This is a genomic window from Hydrogenophaga sp., from assembly GCF_041633695.1.
GTDB lineage: Bacteria > Pseudomonadota > Gammaproteobacteria > Burkholderiales > Burkholderiaceae_C > Hydrogenophaga.
Window position 1 is genome coordinate 14,970 of the sequence record NZ_JBFJMY010000004.1, and the last position, 15,567, is coordinate 30,536.

At 64.0% G+C, this 15,567-nt stretch carries 15 protein-coding genes and 1 pseudogene; 9 read left to right on the forward strand and 7 right to left on the reverse strand.

From position 1 onward, the window contains the following. Positions 1–97: 97 nt before the first annotated feature. Positions 98–448 (reverse strand): hypothetical protein, encoded by a 351-nt coding sequence (locus ABYB95_RS00560; RefSeq protein ID WP_372656461.1) that lies wholly within the window; start codon positions 446–448, stop codon positions 98–100. 197 nt (positions 449–645) lie between these two features. Between ABYB95_RS00560 and ABYB95_RS00565 the strand changes: the two genes are divergently transcribed. Then, the gene (locus ABYB95_RS00565; protein WP_372656462.1) at positions 646–1,578 is read left to right on the forward strand and encodes a LysR family transcriptional regulator; all 933 of its coding nucleotides are present in this window, start codon (positions 646–648) and stop codon (positions 1,576–1,578) included. Between the two features lie 27 nt (positions 1,579–1,605). Here the strand turns inward: ABYB95_RS00565 and ABYB95_RS00570 are convergent, their stop codons facing one another. Further along, entirely contained in the window at positions 1,606–2,451 is an 846-nt protein-coding gene (locus ABYB95_RS00570) for a plasmid replication/partition related protein (RefSeq protein WP_372656463.1), read from the reverse strand. A 118-nt stretch (positions 2,452–2,569) separates the two neighbouring features. Further along, complete coding sequence (locus ABYB95_RS00575; RefSeq protein WP_372656464.1) at positions 2,570–3,181, reverse strand: MarR family winged helix-turn-helix transcriptional regulator; 612 nt, start codon at positions 3,179–3,181, stop codon at positions 2,570–2,572. Between the two features lie 134 nt (positions 3,182–3,315). Between ABYB95_RS00575 and ABYB95_RS00580 the strand changes: the two genes are divergently transcribed. The 7 genes and pseudogenes from ABYB95_RS00580 to ABYB95_RS00610 all read left to right on the forward strand — a co-directional run bounded on the left by ABYB95_RS00580 (position 3,316) and on the right by ABYB95_RS00610 (position 10,110). Next, positions 3,316–4,545: a Rieske 2Fe-2S domain-containing protein gene (locus ABYB95_RS00580; RefSeq protein ID WP_372656465.1), complete on the forward strand. Its 1,230-nt coding sequence runs from the start codon at positions 3,316–3,318 to the stop codon at positions 4,543–4,545. Between the two features lie 34 nt (positions 4,546–4,579). Next, positions 4,580–5,761: an ABC transporter substrate-binding protein gene (locus ABYB95_RS00585; RefSeq protein WP_372656466.1), complete on the forward strand. Its 1,182-nt coding sequence runs from the start codon at positions 4,580–4,582 to the stop codon at positions 5,759–5,761. A gap of 51 nt (positions 5,762–5,812) precedes the next feature. Further along, positions 5,813–6,652, forward strand: a pseudogene (locus ABYB95_RS00590) (branched-chain amino acid ABC transporter permease). Then, the gene (locus tag ABYB95_RS00595) at positions 6,649–7,677 is read left to right on the forward strand and encodes a branched-chain amino acid ABC transporter permease (protein ID WP_372656467.1); all 1,029 of its coding nucleotides are present in this window, start codon (positions 6,649–6,651) and stop codon (positions 7,675–7,677) included. The pseudogene ABYB95_RS00590 and the gene ABYB95_RS00595 overlap by 4 nt, the downstream one beginning before the upstream one ends. Beyond that, positions 7,674–8,441 carry an ABC transporter ATP-binding protein gene (locus tag ABYB95_RS00600; protein WP_372656468.1) on the forward strand — a complete coding sequence of 256 codons (768 nt, stop codon included), beginning with the start codon at positions 7,674–7,676 and terminating at the stop codon, positions 8,439–8,441. The genes ABYB95_RS00595 and ABYB95_RS00600 overlap by 4 nt, the downstream gene beginning before the upstream one ends. Beyond that, a complete protein-coding gene (locus tag ABYB95_RS00605) occupies positions 8,422–9,144 on the forward strand; it encodes an ABC transporter ATP-binding protein (RefSeq protein WP_372656470.1) in 723 nt (240 codons plus the stop codon). Before ABYB95_RS00600 ends, ABYB95_RS00605 begins: the two co-directional genes overlap by 20 nt. Before the next feature lie 9 nt (positions 9,145–9,153). Beyond that, positions 9,154–10,110 carry a 2Fe-2S iron-sulfur cluster-binding protein gene (locus ABYB95_RS00610; RefSeq protein ID WP_372656471.1) on the forward strand — a complete coding sequence of 319 codons (957 nt, stop codon included), beginning with the start codon at positions 9,154–9,156 and terminating at the stop codon, positions 10,108–10,110. A 94-nt stretch (positions 10,111–10,204) separates the two neighbouring features. Here ABYB95_RS00610 and ABYB95_RS00615 read toward each other — a convergent pair whose 3' ends face one another. The 4 genes from ABYB95_RS00615 to ABYB95_RS00630 all read right to left on the reverse strand — a co-directional run bounded on the left by ABYB95_RS00615 (position 10,205) and on the right by ABYB95_RS00630 (position 14,945). Further along, on the reverse strand, positions 10,205–11,158 hold the full coding sequence (locus ABYB95_RS00615; RefSeq protein ID WP_372656473.1) for an NAD(P)H-dependent flavin oxidoreductase: 954 nt from the start codon (positions 11,156–11,158) through the stop codon (positions 10,205–10,207). 15 nt (positions 11,159–11,173) lie between these two features. Continuing rightward, positions 11,174–12,757, reverse strand: coding sequence for an AMP-binding protein (locus ABYB95_RS00620; protein WP_372656474.1), 1,584 nt, complete (start codon positions 12,755–12,757; stop codon positions 11,174–11,176). Between the two features lie 6 nt (positions 12,758–12,763). Beyond that, complete coding sequence (locus ABYB95_RS00625; RefSeq protein WP_372656475.1) at positions 12,764–13,984, reverse strand: ABC transporter substrate-binding protein; 1,221 nt, start codon at positions 13,982–13,984, stop codon at positions 12,764–12,766. A gap of 187 nt (positions 13,985–14,171) precedes the next feature. Beyond that, positions 14,172–14,945, reverse strand: coding sequence for an enoyl-CoA hydratase (locus ABYB95_RS00630; RefSeq protein WP_372656476.1), 774 nt, complete (start codon positions 14,943–14,945; stop codon positions 14,172–14,174). A 203-nt stretch (positions 14,946–15,148) separates the two neighbouring features. Between ABYB95_RS00630 and ABYB95_RS00635 the strand changes: the two genes are divergently transcribed. Continuing rightward, positions 15,149–15,567 (forward strand): beta-ketoacyl synthase N-terminal-like domain-containing protein (locus ABYB95_RS00635; protein ID WP_372656478.1); only part of this gene is annotated, 419 nt, incomplete at its 3' end.

A 15,567-nucleotide genomic window follows, 5' to 3' on the forward strand; every position in this document is an offset into this window, starting at 1 on the left:
GGTCGTCGGTGAGCCGCCCAAGAAAAAAGGGACCGAAGTCCCTTTGCTTGGATACCGACACCCCACATGCGTGGGCGGTGTCGGCGGGCCAGCGCGATCAGTTCAGGCGGATCAGACCGGTTTCGGAGTCGTATGCATCGTTCTGGTGGGCCATGGCGTATTGCGCCAGCTCGGCTTTCACTTCGGCGCGGGTTTTGTTGGTGGTGACCACCGTGTTCAGGCTGATCACCCCGGTTTCGGAGTCGACAGCGTTGCCTGCGTTGGCCGCTTGGTACTCGGCCAGTTCGGCCGCCACTTGGGCGCGGGTTTTGCCGACAACGGCGGAAACGGGAGCGTTCAGAGGCACGATACCGGTTTCGGAGTCGTATGCGATGGAGCCGGCCATGGCCTGACCTGCGGTGAGGGAAGCGAGTGCAAGAACGAGGGTGGCTGCGTAAGACGTTTTCATGATGGATGTCCTTTGAGGGTTGAAGATCCCCGGGCGGCGGAATGCCGCCTGGGTCACATCGAAGGGGCGTTTGAAGGTGCGTCTCGTCGATGGATGAACTTTATGCGTGGCGGGGCAATAGAGAAATACCCTTACGCGCAATGAACCGTTGTGGAATAGGAAACAATCCGGGCCTTGAATTCCCCAGGAGAGGCTCTATGGATCGATTGATGTCCATGCGCGTGTTTCAGCGCGTCATCGACGAAGGTGGCTTTGCTGCGGCCGCCCGCGCGCTCGACCTGTCGCCTGCGGTGGTGACGCGTCTGGTGGCCGACCTGGAGGACCACCTGGGTACGCGGCTGCTGCACCGGACCACCCGCAGCGTGTCGCTCAGCGCGGCGGGCGAAGCCTACTTGGGCCGGGTGCGCGGCATCTTGCTGGATGTGGAAGAGGCGCGCGATCTGGCGGGCTCACACACCCACGAGCTGGCCGGTGTCCTGAGTGTGCTGGTGCAGCCCCAACTGGCAACCCACATGCTGGCGCCCATGCTGGCGGGCTTTCGTCGGCAATACCCCAAGATCGTGCTCGACATTTCGGTGGAGTCGTACAAGGAGCCGCTGGTGGAGGGCTACGACGTGGTGCTGTTCGTCGCGGACGAGGACTTCAACGGCGACGTCATCGCACGAAAAATCATCACCTCCGAGGTGATCCTGGTCGCTTCGCCCGCCTATCTGAAGCGCAGAGGCACGCCGGAGCAGCCCGAGGATCTGCGGCAGCACGATTGCTTGCGTCTGAAGTTGGATGGCGTGCGCGCGTCCCATATGCGCCTGGTCCATCCGGATCGGCCCAAGGCGCCGGTGGAGGTGGCGGTCGACACGGTGCTGTGGGCCAACCACAGCGACACGCTCATGCGCGCGGCGCTGGACGGCATTGGCATCACCTCGGCCGCGCTCAAGGTGGTGGCGCCTCAACTGGTGAGCGGCGAACTGGTGCAGGTGCTCAGGCCCTGGATTTACCGCAGTGCCACGGTGTACGCCGCGCTGCCCAGCCGCAAGTTCCTGCCCCAGCGCACCCACGTGTTTCTGGACCACCTGACCGAACAAACACATTTGCAGGTATCGGCGGCCCTGCAAGCCCATTGCTGCGACTGACCAGGAGGACCCGCTGGCGTCTCTGCGTCAGCGATTGAGATCCGGCGCGGTGGCCGCGTCCAACTGGGCGCGCAAGGCCTCCAGCTGTGCATGCAAAGCGGCGTTCTCGGCTTGCAGCTGCGCCACTTGGCGCTGCAAGGCCTGCCGCTCTTGATCGGGTGCCGTGGCCTGCCCATCGCTGACCGACTCCGGTGCCTTTCGCCGCGACTCCCGCACGCGCTTGGCCGCCAGCTTGAGCTCGTCGGTGCCGGCCATGGCGGCGGCTTTCTGCTCGTTGGCCGGCAAAGAGGCCACGGCCGCTGCGGCGTTGAGCGAAATGCTGCCGGACCTGAGGGCCGCCACCAACTCGGGTTCGGCCTGTTTCTGTATCTTTTCGATCAGCACCACCTGGCCGCTGCTGAGTCGGGCCGCCTTGGCGATGTCTTCGCGGCTGTGCAGGGGCCTGGCTTCTGGCGCGGCGGCAGCGGGGAGGCTGTCGTCCGGTTGCGCGCGCTCTTCGGTTTGCTCGGATGGGGCACCGGCAGACACGGCGGGCAGGCCTTGGGCGCGCCGTTCGGCCAGAATCTCGCGCTTGCGCAAGGCCAGCACGCCACGTTGAAAGTCCGACACGCTGCGCCGCCCCAGGTGCTGGTCGATCATCCACAGGTGCACGTCCTCCATCGACTGGAAGCGCGGGTTCTGCACGGTCTGGAACGGCAAGCCGTGCTTCTGGCAAATGCCGTAGCGGTTGTGGCCGTCCACCAGGGTGTCGCCCCACAACACCAGCGCATCGCGGCAGCCCTCGGCCAGCATGCTGCGCTCCAGCGCCTCGTGTTCTTGTGGGGTCAAGGGGTCGATATAGGCTTTCAGCGCGGGGCTGACGACGATGTTCATGGCGGGGTTTTGCGGTGCGTGGCTGGGGGCCGGAAATTGTAGACGGGTGTGCCCGGGCGCCAGACGTGATCGCGGGCCGCCCGCGAACCGCAAACGATTGACGAAGGGCGTGTGGCGCTTAGTCGCCTTGCTCCATGCACCGCTCATAGAGCCGCAACGACTCTTCGAAGATCTCAAAGCCGCCTTCGATCTCAAACATGGGCAGCAACTTTTTGTGGAAGTTGACGCGCAATCCGTGCAACACCGTGTCAATGATCTCCAGCCCGCGTGGTGTGAGCCGAATCAGGTAACCACGTCGGTCGCTCGGGTCGGCTATCCGCTCGGCGAGGCCCTGCTTGGTGAGCTGATCAATGCGATAGGTGGCGGTTCCTGAGGTCACGCTGTGCATTTTGAGGATGTCGGTTGGACGCAAGCAGTACGGCTCGCCCATGCGACGCAACGCCATCATCAAGAGCCATTCGTTGAGCTTGAGGCCGACGGCCTCGCATTCCTGGATGCTCAATTCGTCCAGCAGCATGGCAATCCGGCGGATGCGAATGCCCAGTGTGAGGGCGCGGACGTCTTCACCGGCGAACTGCTTGTTCCACTGTGAAACGAGCACGTCCGAATTGCCGAAGATGGGATCGGCCTGAAGCGGGTCGGCTTCCTTCATCAGGGTGTTGCCCATTTGATCAGCGAGGGCTCGTCTGCCGGGGGCGGGAGTGGCTGTGGCGGTTTTTTTCTTGGTCATGGGCGCAGCGTGGACGGACATCGATAGGTCAGTGTACGGGTTTTCCATTATCTTTAAGTTCAAGATACTTGATATTATTCATACATTGACCATAGAGCTTGTGATAGCGACTCCATCCACTTGAAGGAACGACCATGAAAACCATCCCCATCCACGACGTTTCCCGCCTGCAGGGCAGTGCCTACCACCACGCCCCAGCCCATCCCGATGACACCCTGGTGGGCGTCGGCAAGGGCACGCAGGCCGGCGAGTACCTGCGCCGCTACTGGCACCCCATTGGGGTGGCCGCCGAAGTGACGAGCCGCCCCCAGATGGTCCGCCTGCTTGGTGAGGACCTGGTGCTGTTCCGCGACAAGGCGGGCCGCCCAGGCCTGCTCTACCCGCGCTGCATGCACCGCGGTACTTCGCTGTACTTCGGCCGCGTTGAAGAGGAGGGCATCCGTTGCTGTTACCACGGCTGGCTCTTCAGTGTGGAGGGCCACTGTCTGAACCAGCCGTGTGAACCCGATGGCGGCCAGCACCGCGATACCGCGCGCCAGCCCTGGTATCCCGTGGAAGAGCGCTATGGCCTGGTGTTTGCGTACATGGGCCCGCCGGAGAAGAAGCCGGTGCTTCCCCGCTACGACATCCTCGAAGACTTGGAAGAGGGTGAATTCATCGAAGTCAATGGTTCTGGATTCGCGGGCTTTGCCGACGATGTGAAGGATCCTCACGTGCCTTACCACTGGCTGCAGAACTGGGAAAACATTGTCGACCCCTACCACGTGCATGTGCTGCACGCGACCTTCAGTGGCATCCAGTTCGCCGAAGGTTTCAAGATACTGCCCAAAGTCGACTTCGAGCCGGTGGAGTCGGGCGTGATCTACCACGCCTACCGCGAGTTCGAGGACGGTCGTTCGATGGATCGAATCAATTCGGCGTTGCTGCCGAACATATCGGCCATTCCGGACATTGACCTCGCACCGGGCCGAGGTAGTTGGGTGGGCTGGCATGTGGCCGTGGACGACACGCATTTCCGTGGCTTCTTCGCGGCACGCACCCGCAAACCGGGCAGGTTCGCACCTTTCAAAATGCACAACGGCAAATCCTGGCTAGAACTTAGCGAGCAAGAGCGGCAAGACTTTCCTGGGGACTTCGAGGCACAAGGCGGGCAAGGTGCGATCACCCTGCACTCGGAGGAGCACTTGGCAACCAGCGATCGTGGCATCGGTTTGCTGCGTCGAATGATGAAAAAGCAGATTGCAACCGTGGCCGAAGGCGGTGATCCCCTGGGTGTTCACTTCCATGAAGAGCAGGCGCTGGTGAAGATCCGCTCAGGCAACTTCTACACCGATCCCGCACCACACGAAACCACCACGGCCTGAATTTCTCGCGTCGATATCCACAGGAGACAACACCATGAAATCCCTCATTGCCGCAGGCATTTTTGCCGCCGCCTCCGCGCTCGCGTCTGCCGTGCAGGCCGACACCGTCAAGGTCGGCGTGATCGCCCCTCTGTCCGGTCCCTACTCCACCAACGGCAAGATGTGGGAGGCCACGGTCAAGGCGTTCCAGAAGATCCACGGCACGGCCGTGGCTGGTCACACCGTTGAAATTGTCTGGAAGGATCTCGCAGACATCAACCCCGCCCAGGCCCGGGCACTGGCCCAGGAACTGGTGATCAAAGACCAGGTGCAGTACATCGGGGGGCTCTACTTCACCCCCGACGCGTTGGCCGTGGCCGCAATCTCGCAAGAGGCCAAGGTACCTACCGTGATCTTCAATGCAGCCACCTCGTCGATACTGGACAAGTCGGACTTCCTGCTGCGCACGTCTTACACCTTGCCGCAGGTCAGCGTGCCAGCGGCGAAATATGCGCTCGCCGAGAAGGTGAAGACGGTCGTCACCATGGTCAGCGACTATGGGCCTGGTCTGGATTCTGAAAATGCTTTCGTGAAGTCCTTCCAAGCCGGCGGCGGCAAGGTGGTCGAGCAAATCCGTGTGCCGTTGAAAACCACCGATTTTGGTCCCTTCATGCAGAAGATCAAGACGGTGAAGCCCGACGCGGTGTTTGTCTTCGGGCCGGGCGGACCGCCTACCTACGCGATCATCAAGGCCTACACCGAAGCGGGGTTGAAGGAAGCCGGTATCCGCTTTATTGGTACAGGGGAAACCAGTGAAGTCGATCTGCCCGGTTTTGGTGACGTGGCACTGGGTCTGGAGACAGCTCTGCACTATTCGCCAGCGCACGCTTCTGCCAAGAACGAGCTCTTTATCAAGACCGTTGCCGAGCTGACGCCAAATGTCATTGTCAACGCAGTGTCGATCGGGGCCTACGATGGCATGACGGTGATCTACAGGATGATCGAGGCGACGGCGGGCAAGCGAGATGGTGCGAGGGCCTTGGAGAGTGTGAAAGGCTGGCAGTGGGAAAGCCCACGCGGCCCGGTGAAGATCGACGCGGCCTCGCGCGAGCTGGTGCAGAACGTCTATATGCGCGTGGTCGACAAGGACGCAGCGGGCAAGCTGCGCAACCGCGAGTTCAAGACCTTCGAGATGCAGCCCGACCATGGCCGCTCTGCTGCACTGCAGGCCAAATAAGCAACGCGAGCGGAGCACATGGTGTCCTTATCGTTGTTGACCAGCATCCTGGTGGACGGGGTCGCCTACGCGATGATCCTGTTCATGATCACCATCGGTCTGTCCATGACCATGGGGCTGATGCGGGTGGTCAATCTGGCGCATGGTGCCTTTGCCATGTTCGGCGGCTTTCTCGCTGCCACGCTGCCGGAGCTGTTCGGACTGCCGCCGTGACTCGGGATCGTTCTCGCGATCGTGGTTGTGGCGGTCGCGGCCCTGCCCATCGAACGTTGGTTGATCCGCCGCTTCTACAAACGGCCGGAACTCGACCAGATGCTGGTGACGATTGGCATCATGTTCGTGATGATCTCTCTGGCGAACATGATGTTCGGCTCGGCGATCACCACGCTTGCGTTGCCGGACGTTTTCAGCGGCAGCTTGCAGATAGGCGCGCGCACGGTTCCCAAGCACCGAGTGATGGTGCTGGTGCTGGGTTTGGGCGTTTTGGCGATGCTGTGGTTCTCGGTGGAGCGCTCGTCCTTCGGTATCCGGGTTCGCGCGGCGGTTGACAACGCGTCCATCGCCCAGGCGGTCGGTATCGATACCACGCGCATCTACGCCATCGCGTTCTCTGCGGGCGCCGCACTGGCGGCACTCGGTGGCATCGCAGGTGCCGAACTGCTGCCCATGGAGCCGGCCTATGCGTCGAAGTACCTGGTGACCTTTCTGGCCGTGGTGGCTGTCGGCGGGCACGGTACCTTGATGGGTTCTTTCCTGGCGGCACTGCTGCTCGGCATCGTGGACACCGCCACCAAGTACTTCGTACCCCAACTCTCTTCCATTGCCTTTTTTCTGACCATGTTCCTCGTTCTTCTGGTGCGCCCGCATGGGCTCTTCGGGGGTAAGGCATGAGCACCCCCACCACCCTGGTGAAACCGATGACACACACCCTGCACGCGCCGGGCGTTCCATCGGGCTCGATGTCCTTGTTGCCCGAAATGTTGATCATCGCGGTGGGTCTGCTGGCCTTCTGGTTGTTCCCGTTCGACCTGGGCTTGTTGTCCAACATCGCCACGATGTGTTTGTTTGCGCTCTCGCTGAGTCTGGTGCTGGGCCAGGCGGGCATTGCCTCCATGGGCCATGCCGCGCTGTATGGATCGGGCGCCTACGCCGCCGGCCTGTTCGCCATGCACGTGTCCGCCAACCCGCTGCTCGGTCTCGCCATGGGTGGCATGGCTGGACTGGTCGTGGCGCTGATCAGCGGCGCGGTGTTGTTGCGGTCCAAGGGTCTCACGCTCGTCATGCTGACGATTGCCACGGCGCAGATCCTGCTGGAGGTTGCCAACTGGGCGCGTGGCGTGACGGGTGGAGATGACGGCTTCACCGGCTTCACGATCGATCCGCTGTTCGGCATGTTCGAGTTCGACTTCACCGGGCGCACGGGCTATTTCTACGCGCTGGTCGTGCTGGCGCTGGCCTATTTCGCTCTGCGCAAGCTGGTGGCCTCACCATTTGGTCTCACGGCGCGGGCCATCCGCCTGGACGCCGGGCGCGTCGAGGCGCTGGGGGGCCGTGTGTACCGGCACCTGCTGCTGGTTTATGTCATTGGCGGCTTTGTCGCGGGTCTGGCGGGCGCCGTCACCGCGCAGACCGCCAAGGTGGCGAGTCTGAGCATGCTGGACTTCCATCTATCGGCAGGCGTGCTCATCATGGTGGTTCTGGGGGGTACCGGGCGGTTGGCCGGTGCTTTGCTGGGCACCGTGACCTACATGGTCATCCACCACATTGCCTCCCGTCTGAGCCCGCACCATTGGTTGCTGGTGATCGGTTTGTTGCTGATCGTCACGATGGTCGTGCTCCCTGGCGGGCTGATCGAACTGGTGGACCGCGCCAAGGCGGCCATGGCCCGGTTCCGTACCCGTAAGGAGGCCGCATGAGCAACGCGCGCTTGAGTGCAAACGGTTTGTGCATGGCTTTCGGTGGCTTGAAGGTCACCGATGACGTCTCGCTGTCCTTGCCCGCGGGTGCCCGCACCGCGCTGATCGGCCCGAACGGCGCCGGCAAGACCACCTTGGTCAATTTGCTCAGCGGCATGCTGAGACCCAAGGCTGGCACCGTGACCTTGGACGGCCGAGCCATCACCGGCATGCGGCAGGACGCGCGGGTGCGCGCCGGTCTGGTGCGCACCTTCCAGATCAGCCGCCTGTTCCTGGAGTTCAGCGTCCACGACAACGTGCGAGCGGCGGTCTTGCACCGGCGGGGCCTGGCCGCGCACGTGTTCCAGAGCAAACGGGAGGCCGCCACGGTGGAGGCCGAGGTGCATGAAGCTTTGCAGGCACTCGGTCTGGAACGGCTGGCGCAACGGGTGGTTGGCAGCATGGCGTTGGGGGAACGGCGCCTGGTCGAGATCGCTCTCGCTCTGGCGATGAAGCCCCGCGTGTTGCTGCTGGATGAGCCCGCTGCGGGTGTGCCGCAAAGCGAAAGCGGTCGCATTTTGGAGGCCCTCGCCACATTGCCCGGCGATTTGGCCGTGTTGTTGATCGAACACGACATGGACCTGGTGTTCCGGTTTGCCAAAGACATCATCGTGTTGGCGTCCGGATCGGTTCTCGCGAAAGGCACTCCGCAGGAAGTGGCCGCCAACGAGGAAGTCAAACACATATATTTCGGACGCTCAGACCATGGCCCACTCGCACATTGAACTGCAATTCGACGACGTCACCGTCGGCTACGCGGGCGCGCCGGTGGTGCAAGGCCTGACGTTGACGGTGAGACAGGGTGAGCGCGTCGGGCTGATCGGCCGCAATGGCGCGGGCAAAACCACGACCCTGGCCTGCGCCATGGGTCTGACGCAGTTGCAGAAAGGGGCTATTCGTCTGGGTGGCGCCAACATCTCCGACATGCCGACCTACCAACGCTCGCGCGCTGGACTCGGTTATGTGCCCCAAGGCCGCGACATTTTTCCCTCGCTCTCGGTGGAGGAGAACCTTTTGTCGGCGCTGCAAGGACGTCCGGCCACTGCGGCGTTGGACAAGGCCTACGGCCTGTTTCCGCGCCTGCACGAGCGGCGGCGCAACGGCGGCAACCAGCTCTCGGGTGGCGAGCAGCAGATGCTCGCGGTCGCGCGTGCGCTGGTGGGCGAACCCCGCATTCTGTTGCTCGACGAACCGCTGGAAGGTCTGGCGCCCAAGGTGCGCGACGAGCTCATGGCGGCCATCGATCAGCTCTGCGCCACCACTGGAGTGGGCTGTCTGCTGGTGGAGCAGCATGTCGATGTGGTGCTCGACTTCTCGCAGCGCGTGGTCTTGCTCGAACGCGGCGTCCCCGTGTTCTCAGGCGAGTCCAGGGCACTGCGCCAGGACGTTCAGTTGCTCAACCGGGCCATCGGCCTGGAGAAGGCTTGAGGCGCGGCGATGTCGGAACCCTTGTTGAAGACGCGTATCCACCGCATCGAGTACGCGGCAGAGGACGTGTTGACCTTCGACCTGCGCCCACCCGGTGGAGATTTGTTGCCGCCATTCACGGCAGGTGCCCATATCGATGTGCACATGCCGCAAGGCGTCGCCCGCAGCTACTCGTTGCTGAACCATGCGCAGGAGCGCCACCGCTACCTCATCGGTATCAAGCGGGAGGCGGCCGGCCGGGGTGGTTCGGCCTGGATGCACGATGCGGCCAAAGTGGGAGCTCTGATCGACATTTCTGCGCCCCGGAACAATTTCACCTTGGTGGAGGACGCAGCGCACAGCGTGTTGGTTGCCGGTGGTATCGGGATCACGCCGATGTGGTGCATGGTGCAGAGCCTGGCGGCGCTCGGACGCCCGTGGACGCTGCACTTCCGCGCCCGCAGTCGCTCCAGTGCCCCCTTGCTGCACGAACTCGCCCAACCCGGTATCGCCGAACATGTGCACCTGGGCTTCAGCGACGAGGGAGCAGGCAGGCGCCTCGACTGGACGCGGCTGGTGGCGCAGGCGCCCGAGGGTTCGCATTTCTACTGCTGTGGACCGAACGCCATGATCGAAGCGTTTGAGGGGGCCTGTGCCGACGTGCCACCCGAACGCGTGCACGTGGAGCACTTTGCCGCGAAACAAGCCGCCGCTGTCGAAGGGGGTTTTGCCGTGCGCCTGGCGCGGAGCGGCCACGAACTCACGGTGGAACCCGGGCAGTCCATTCTGGAGAGCCTTCGGGCGTGTGGCGTGGTCGTGCCCTCTTCGTGCCAGCAAGGGGTGTGTGGCGCTTGCGAAACCCGTGTGCTAGCTGGCAGGCCCGATCACCGCGACCTCGTGCTGTCGCAGGCAGAAAAGGACTCGGGCAAGACGATGATGATTTGCTGTTCGGGATCGCACTCGAAGGAGCTTGTGCTGGATATATAGCCGGTCTTTTCACCCGCTGGAGCGTGTTGCCGAAAGCACCATGACGTCGACACGGCGTTTCAAGCGCACGGCGCCGGTGCTCTGGGCGCTCCGTTCAAAACCCTGCCTGGTTCGACGCCGCCCGCGCCGCTTCATATTCCCGTACTGTGTTCTCCACCAGCGTTTCCACACTGCACACCGTCCCTACACCCGACACCGCGTGCCCGGCGCTCCAGATGTCTTTCCAGCGCTTGGGCGCCGCGTCTGCAGCGCCGTTGCCGAACAGCATGGCAGCGCCTTCTTCGCCCACGCTGGCGGGTATGGCGGTCGGGTCCAGGCCGGCGGCAAGGATGGAGGGACGCAGCATATTGGTTTCCAGGCCGGTGAATGCCTTGCTCAGCATCACATCGTCGAACCCGCTCGTCACCAGCATCTGCTTGTAGGCCGGGTCGGCCATGCTTTCGTGGGTGGCAATGAACTTGGTGCCCATGTAGGCCAGATCGCAGCCCAAAGCGCGTGCGGCCCACACGGCCTGGCCGTCGGACATGCCACCGGCCATGATGATGGGGCCATCGAAGCCTTGGCGAACGGCGCGTGCAAACGCAAAACCGTTGACCCAGCCGGTCTGGCCGCCAGCGCCAGAGCTCAGCAGCACCAAGCCATCGACCCCCGCTGCAATGGCCTTGTGCGCGTGGCGCAGCGAGGCCACGTCGGCGAATACCAGGCAACCCATGTCGTGCAGCGGGCCCACCACGGCTTCGGGCGAGCCCACGCTGGTGATGACCATTTCAACCCTGTGCCGCAGCAGACAGTCGAGGTGCTCGCGCATGCCCTCGCGCCGCACGATGAGGTTGGGGCAGAAGGGCGCATCGCTGGGCTGCAGGGCACCGCGTATGCGGTGCAGCCATTGGTCCAGCTCGTCCACGCTGCGGCAGTTGGCGGTGGGAAAGGCACCGATCACGCCAGCCTTGCATGCGGCCACGACCAGATCGGGGCCGGACACCCGGAACATGGGCGCGCTGATCACCGGCAGCCGCAGCCGCTGGCGGATGTGGTCGGGCAATGCCATGCTGCTGTGCCTTTCTCAACCCACGCGTCGCGCCTGGCCGGCCCAGTGCGGTTCGCGCAATTGTTTTTTGTCGATTTTGCCGAGCGCAGTGAGCGGCAGAGCATCCACGAACTCCACGCGTTTGGGCGCCTGTTGGGAGCCTTTTTTCCCTTTCACCAGCTGCACCAGTGCGGCCTCGTCCACCTCGGCGCCAGGCTTGCGAACCACCACGGCGGCCACGGCTTCGCCCCACTTGGCATCGGGCACCCCGATCACCGCGGCCATGGCCACGGCGGGGTGCGAGGTCAACACATCTTCGATCTCGCGGGGGTACACGTTGAAGCCCCCGCTGACGATCATGTCCTTCTTGCGGTCAACGATGTACAGGTAGCCCCGATCGTCCTGGCGTGCGATGTCGCCGGTGTGCAGCCAGCCACCGGCCTGGGCCTCGTCGGTGAGCTCGGGTCGGCCCCAGTAGCTTTCCATGGCCTGCGGGGCGCGCACGCAGATCTCGCCCGCTTCGCCGGGCGGCACTTCGTTCATCTCGTCGTCGAGCAGGCGCAGGTCGCAGCTGGACACGGGCGCGCCACACGAGGCGAACAGCTCCGGGTGCTTGGGGTGGTGGTCGGCCTTGCGCAGCAAGCTGATGGGGTAACACTCGGTCTGCCCGTACAGCTGTGAAAACACCGGGCCAAAGCGTTCGATCCCTTCGACCAATCGCGTGGGCGACATGGGCGAAGCACCGTACAGCAGCAACTCGAGCGAGCGCGTATCGGTTCGGCTCAGCGAGGGGTGGTCCAGCAGTTTGTAGACCATGGTGGGCACCAGCAGCGTCATGTTGATGCGTTCGCACTCGACGGTGGCCAGCAGTTGCTCGGGGTCGAAGCTTTTGAGCAAATGCACGGTGCCACCGCGCATCAGGGTGGGCAGCACCTTGGTGCCCGCGACATGGCTGATGGGGGCGGCCGCGAGATAACGCGGTATCAGCGGCAACTCGAAGTCGGTGAGGATGGAGAGGGCGATCGCCGCCTGGTGGCGCTGGCGGCGGATCGCGGCTTTGGAGCGGCCGGTCGTGCCACCGGTGTAGCCCAGCGTGGCCATGCCCAGGGGGTGCGAGAGGTCGCGCACACTGACTTCCCCCACCTGAGCCATGGTGGCGATCAGGTCGGTGCCGAAGCTGGCGGGCCCGAGTGTCCACACGGTCTTCAACCCTGGGCAGCTCGCGGCGAGTTCACCGCCGCGGTCGCGGGAGGTCGGCTCGTCCACCAGCAGCGCGTTGGCCTGCGCGTCTTGTATCTGGGTCACCTGGTCGGCCATCGAAGCCATGGGGTGCAGCCAGGTGGTGAGACCGCCGAGCGCCTGTGCGGCGACCTCGGCGCACCAGGCCTCGGCGCGGTTGGAGCTGATGAGCGCCAGGCGCAGCGGTTGCTCGCCGGTGGCGGCAGCCAGCGCCGCCTGCACACGGCCGATCAGGTTGAGCGTGGTGCGGTAGCTCAGTGCTTCGCCGCCGTCTTGCACGAACGCGGTGCGCTCGGGGTGGCGGCGCAGCGCGCGCAGCACCAGCCCAGGCATGGTGGGTCCGTCCTGGATGGCCGGGGTGGTGGCTGCCGCGTGGGTCATTGTGGTTCAGCGCCCCTGGAACAAGCCACCGATGGGCTCGTAGCGCGTGCCGTTGAAGCGGATCAGCTGCATCTTTTCAATCGGGAAGAAGTCGTCTGGACCGGTCTTCAAGTCGATGCCGGGATACAGCATGGGCAGCGTCATCGAGAGGTTCAACGCCTGCTTCATCACGTTTTCGCGGGTGAGGTTGTCGCCAGCCTGTTTGAGCGTTTGCACCAGCGTTTGTGCCGCCGAATAGCCGATCAGATTCAGCGAATCGTCCGGGTTGCCGTCTGGGTAGTACTGTTTCATGAAGGCCAGGTACTCGGTCAACTCGGGCGTGCCTTTCGAGGCCGGGTCGGTCGAGTCGCGGAAGTAGGTGGCGCTGATCACGCCGACCGCATTGTCCAGCCCTGCGGGCTTGAGAACCGAATTCACCGACACCGACACGCTCGCCACGTACCGGGTTGGCTTCCAGCCCATCTCGCCCGTTTTGCGGATCGCCATGGCCGAGAACTTGGGCGTGGCCAGGATGATGAGCACGTCGGCGCCCGCGCCTTTGGCCGAGACGATCTGGCTGTCGATCGTGGGGTCGGTGACTTCAAAGGTTTGTCGGGAGACGATGTGTGTCTCTGCCTTGGCGCCCAGTCCGTCGAGCACGCCCTTGTAGAAGTCTTTGCCGAAGTCGTCGTTCTGCATCAGGATCGCCACCTTGGCGTCCGGATTGCTTTCGAGCACATGCTGCCCGAACACTTTGCCCTCTGCGTGGTAGGTCGGCTGCCAGCCCATCGTCCATGGAAAATTCTTGATATCACCCCAACGTGTGGCACCGGAGCCCACGAAAAGCTGTGGCACCTTCTTCGCGTTCATGTAGCGTTGAATGGCCTGGTTGTGGGAGGTCCCGATAGGCAAGAACAGCAGGAACACTTCTTCCTGCTCGACCAGCTTGCGCGCTTGCTCAACGGTCTTGGAGGGCGTGTAGGCGTCGTCCATCGAAAGGTAGTTGATCTTGCGGCCGTTGACGCCGCCGTCGGCGTTGACCTTCTTGAAATATGCGCCAGCGGCCTTGGCGATGGTGCCGTAGGCGGAGACCGGACCCGAGTAGGGGGCGATATTGCCGATCTTGATCTCGGTGTCTGAGACACCGGTGTCGTATTTTTTCTGGGCATGGGCCAGGCCGGTGCTGGCGACGGCGATCACGGCGGCGGCCAGTGCGATGGTGGTGCGGCGGGAAAGGGAGGGGGTCATTGATGAGGTCTCTGAAGGGGGATTGCGAGGAGTCAGGGGAATCGTAGGCGGCACCTTCGCTTCCCCCATCGTCCGAATCGACGAATTCGTGTTCGCCTGTCGTTGCTCGCGCACCGCGACTGCGCTGGCGTGCCGCGCCCCCCGCTGTTTTGCGTTGCCCTCGGTGCTTGAGTGCTGCGAGCCAGCCTCACCCCGCCTGCGCCCGCCCCCGTTGTTGCACCGCATCGCGCCGCTGTGCAAGTGCTTGCGGCGTCTGCGCCGCAGCCCACTCGCTCGAACGCCGCGCCTCCAGCGCCATCGCTTCACCCATGGGCAAGTCAAACCCTTCATCGATCAGCCGCTTGTAGGCCTGCAGCATGCCGGGTTCGGCGCTGGCGATGTCGGCGGCCAGGGCGAGGGCGGCGGGCAGCAGAGCATCGGGCGCCAACACGCGGTTGACCAGGCCCCAGCGTTCGGCGGTTTCGGCGTCGATGAAGTTGCCGCTGAAGGCCATTTCTTTGGCGCGCGACAGGCCGATCAGGCGGCTGAGTTTTTGCGACAGGCCCCAACCGGGAATGACGCCGATGCGGGCGTGGGTGTCGGCAAATCGGGCGGTGCTGGACGCGAGCAGGACGTCGCAGGCCAGGGCGAGTTCGAAGCCGCCGGTCACGGCCGCACCGTTGATGGCGGCGACCACCGGTTTGCGGAAGCCTTTCAGCGCCTGCACCGGGTCGTTGGCGCCGCTCAGTTCGGGCAGGCCCTGGCTGCTGAGCTCCTGCAAATCCAGCCCGGCGCAAAAGGCCTTGCCCGCGCCAGTGAGCACCAGCACGCGCACGCTGTCGTCCTGGGCCAGGGTGCCCAGCGCGTCCACCAAGGCCTGCCGCAGTGCACCGCTGAGCGCGTTCAGGGCCTGTGGCCGGTTCAGGGTGAGGCAGGCGCAGCCCGGCTGCGGGTGGCTGATGTGCAAAACGGGTTCGCTCATGGGGCGGTCTCCGGGGTGGGGGTGGCTCAGTGTGTCGCCAGTGGGCGGGGAGGTCGTCGTCCGAAGTGACGAAGTCCAAGGGTGATTGCCCGGTCTGATGGGGCTGGGAAGGCGGCTGGCCAAAATCGTCTGTTCCGACGACGCTGGTCGCCTGGGCTGCGCACCAGAATACAGGCATCGAAACCAACCCGCGAAGCCCTGCCATGTCCGAAGCCTATATCGTCGCCGCCGTCCGTACCGCTGGGGGCCGCCGTGGCGGTCGTTTGTCTGGCTGGCATCCGGTGGAGCTGGCCGCCCAGGTGTTGAATGCCTTGGTGGACCGCACCGGTATCGACCCGGCGCAGGTGGAAGACGTGTTCATGGGTTGCGTGAGCCAGGTGGGCGAGCAGTCCACCAATGTGGCGCGCAACGCGGTGCTGGCGTCCAAGCTGCCCGAATCGGTGCCCGGCACCTCCATCGACCGCCAGTGCGGTTCGTCGCAGCAGGCCTTGCACTTTGCGGCCCAGGCCGTCATGTCCGGCTCCATGGACGTGGTGATCGCCGCGGGTGTCGAATCCATGACGCGCGTGCCCATGTTCAGCCCCTCGTCGCTGGCGTCCAAGGCCGGTCTGGGTACCTACCA

What these genes read in the sequence shown, in the direction of transcription:
- ABYB95_RS00570 (WP_372656463.1), bottom strand. Translation starts at nt 2,451, where the DNA reads ATGAACATCGTCGTCAGCCCCGCGCTGAAAGCCTATATCGACCCCTTG.
- ABYB95_RS00605 (WP_372656470.1), top strand. Translation starts at nt 8,422, where the DNA reads ATGGCCCACTCGCACATTGAACTGCAATTCGACGACGTCACCGTCGGC.
- ABYB95_RS00620 (WP_372656474.1), bottom strand. Translation starts at nt 12,757, where the DNA reads ATGACCCACGCGGCAGCCACCACCCCGGCCATCCAGGACGGACCCACC.
- ABYB95_RS00575 (WP_372656464.1), bottom strand. Translation starts at nt 3,181, where the DNA reads ATGACCAAGAAAAAAACCGCCACAGCCACTCCCGCCCCCGGCAGACGA.
- ABYB95_RS00630 (WP_372656476.1), bottom strand. Translation starts at nt 14,945, where the DNA reads ATGAGCGAACCCGTTTTGCACATCAGCCACCCGCAGCCGGGCTGCGCC.
- ABYB95_RS00565 (WP_372656462.1), top strand. Translation starts at nt 646, where the DNA reads ATGGATCGATTGATGTCCATGCGCGTGTTTCAGCGCGTCATCGACGAA.
- ABYB95_RS00610 (WP_372656471.1), top strand. Translation starts at nt 9,154, where the DNA reads ATGTCGGAACCCTTGTTGAAGACGCGTATCCACCGCATCGAGTACGCG.
- ABYB95_RS00625 (WP_372656475.1), bottom strand. Translation starts at nt 13,984, where the DNA reads ATGACCCCCTCCCTTTCCCGCCGCACCACCATCGCACTGGCCGCCGCC.
- ABYB95_RS00600 (WP_372656468.1), top strand. Translation starts at nt 7,674, where the DNA reads ATGAGCAACGCGCGCTTGAGTGCAAACGGTTTGTGCATGGCTTTCGGT.
- ABYB95_RS00595 (WP_372656467.1), top strand. Translation starts at nt 6,649, where the DNA reads ATGAGCACCCCCACCACCCTGGTGAAACCGATGACACACACCCTGCAC.
- ABYB95_RS00585 (WP_372656466.1), top strand. Translation starts at nt 4,580, where the DNA reads ATGAAATCCCTCATTGCCGCAGGCATTTTTGCCGCCGCCTCCGCGCTC.
- ABYB95_RS00580 (WP_372656465.1), top strand. Translation starts at nt 3,316, where the DNA reads ATGAAAACCATCCCCATCCACGACGTTTCCCGCCTGCAGGGCAGTGCC.
- ABYB95_RS00560 (WP_372656461.1), bottom strand. Translation starts at nt 448, where the DNA reads ATGAAAACGTCTTACGCAGCCACCCTCGTTCTTGCACTCGCTTCCCTC.
- ABYB95_RS00615 (WP_372656473.1), bottom strand. Translation starts at nt 11,158, where the DNA reads ATGGCATTGCCCGACCACATCCGCCAGCGGCTGCGGCTGCCGGTGATC.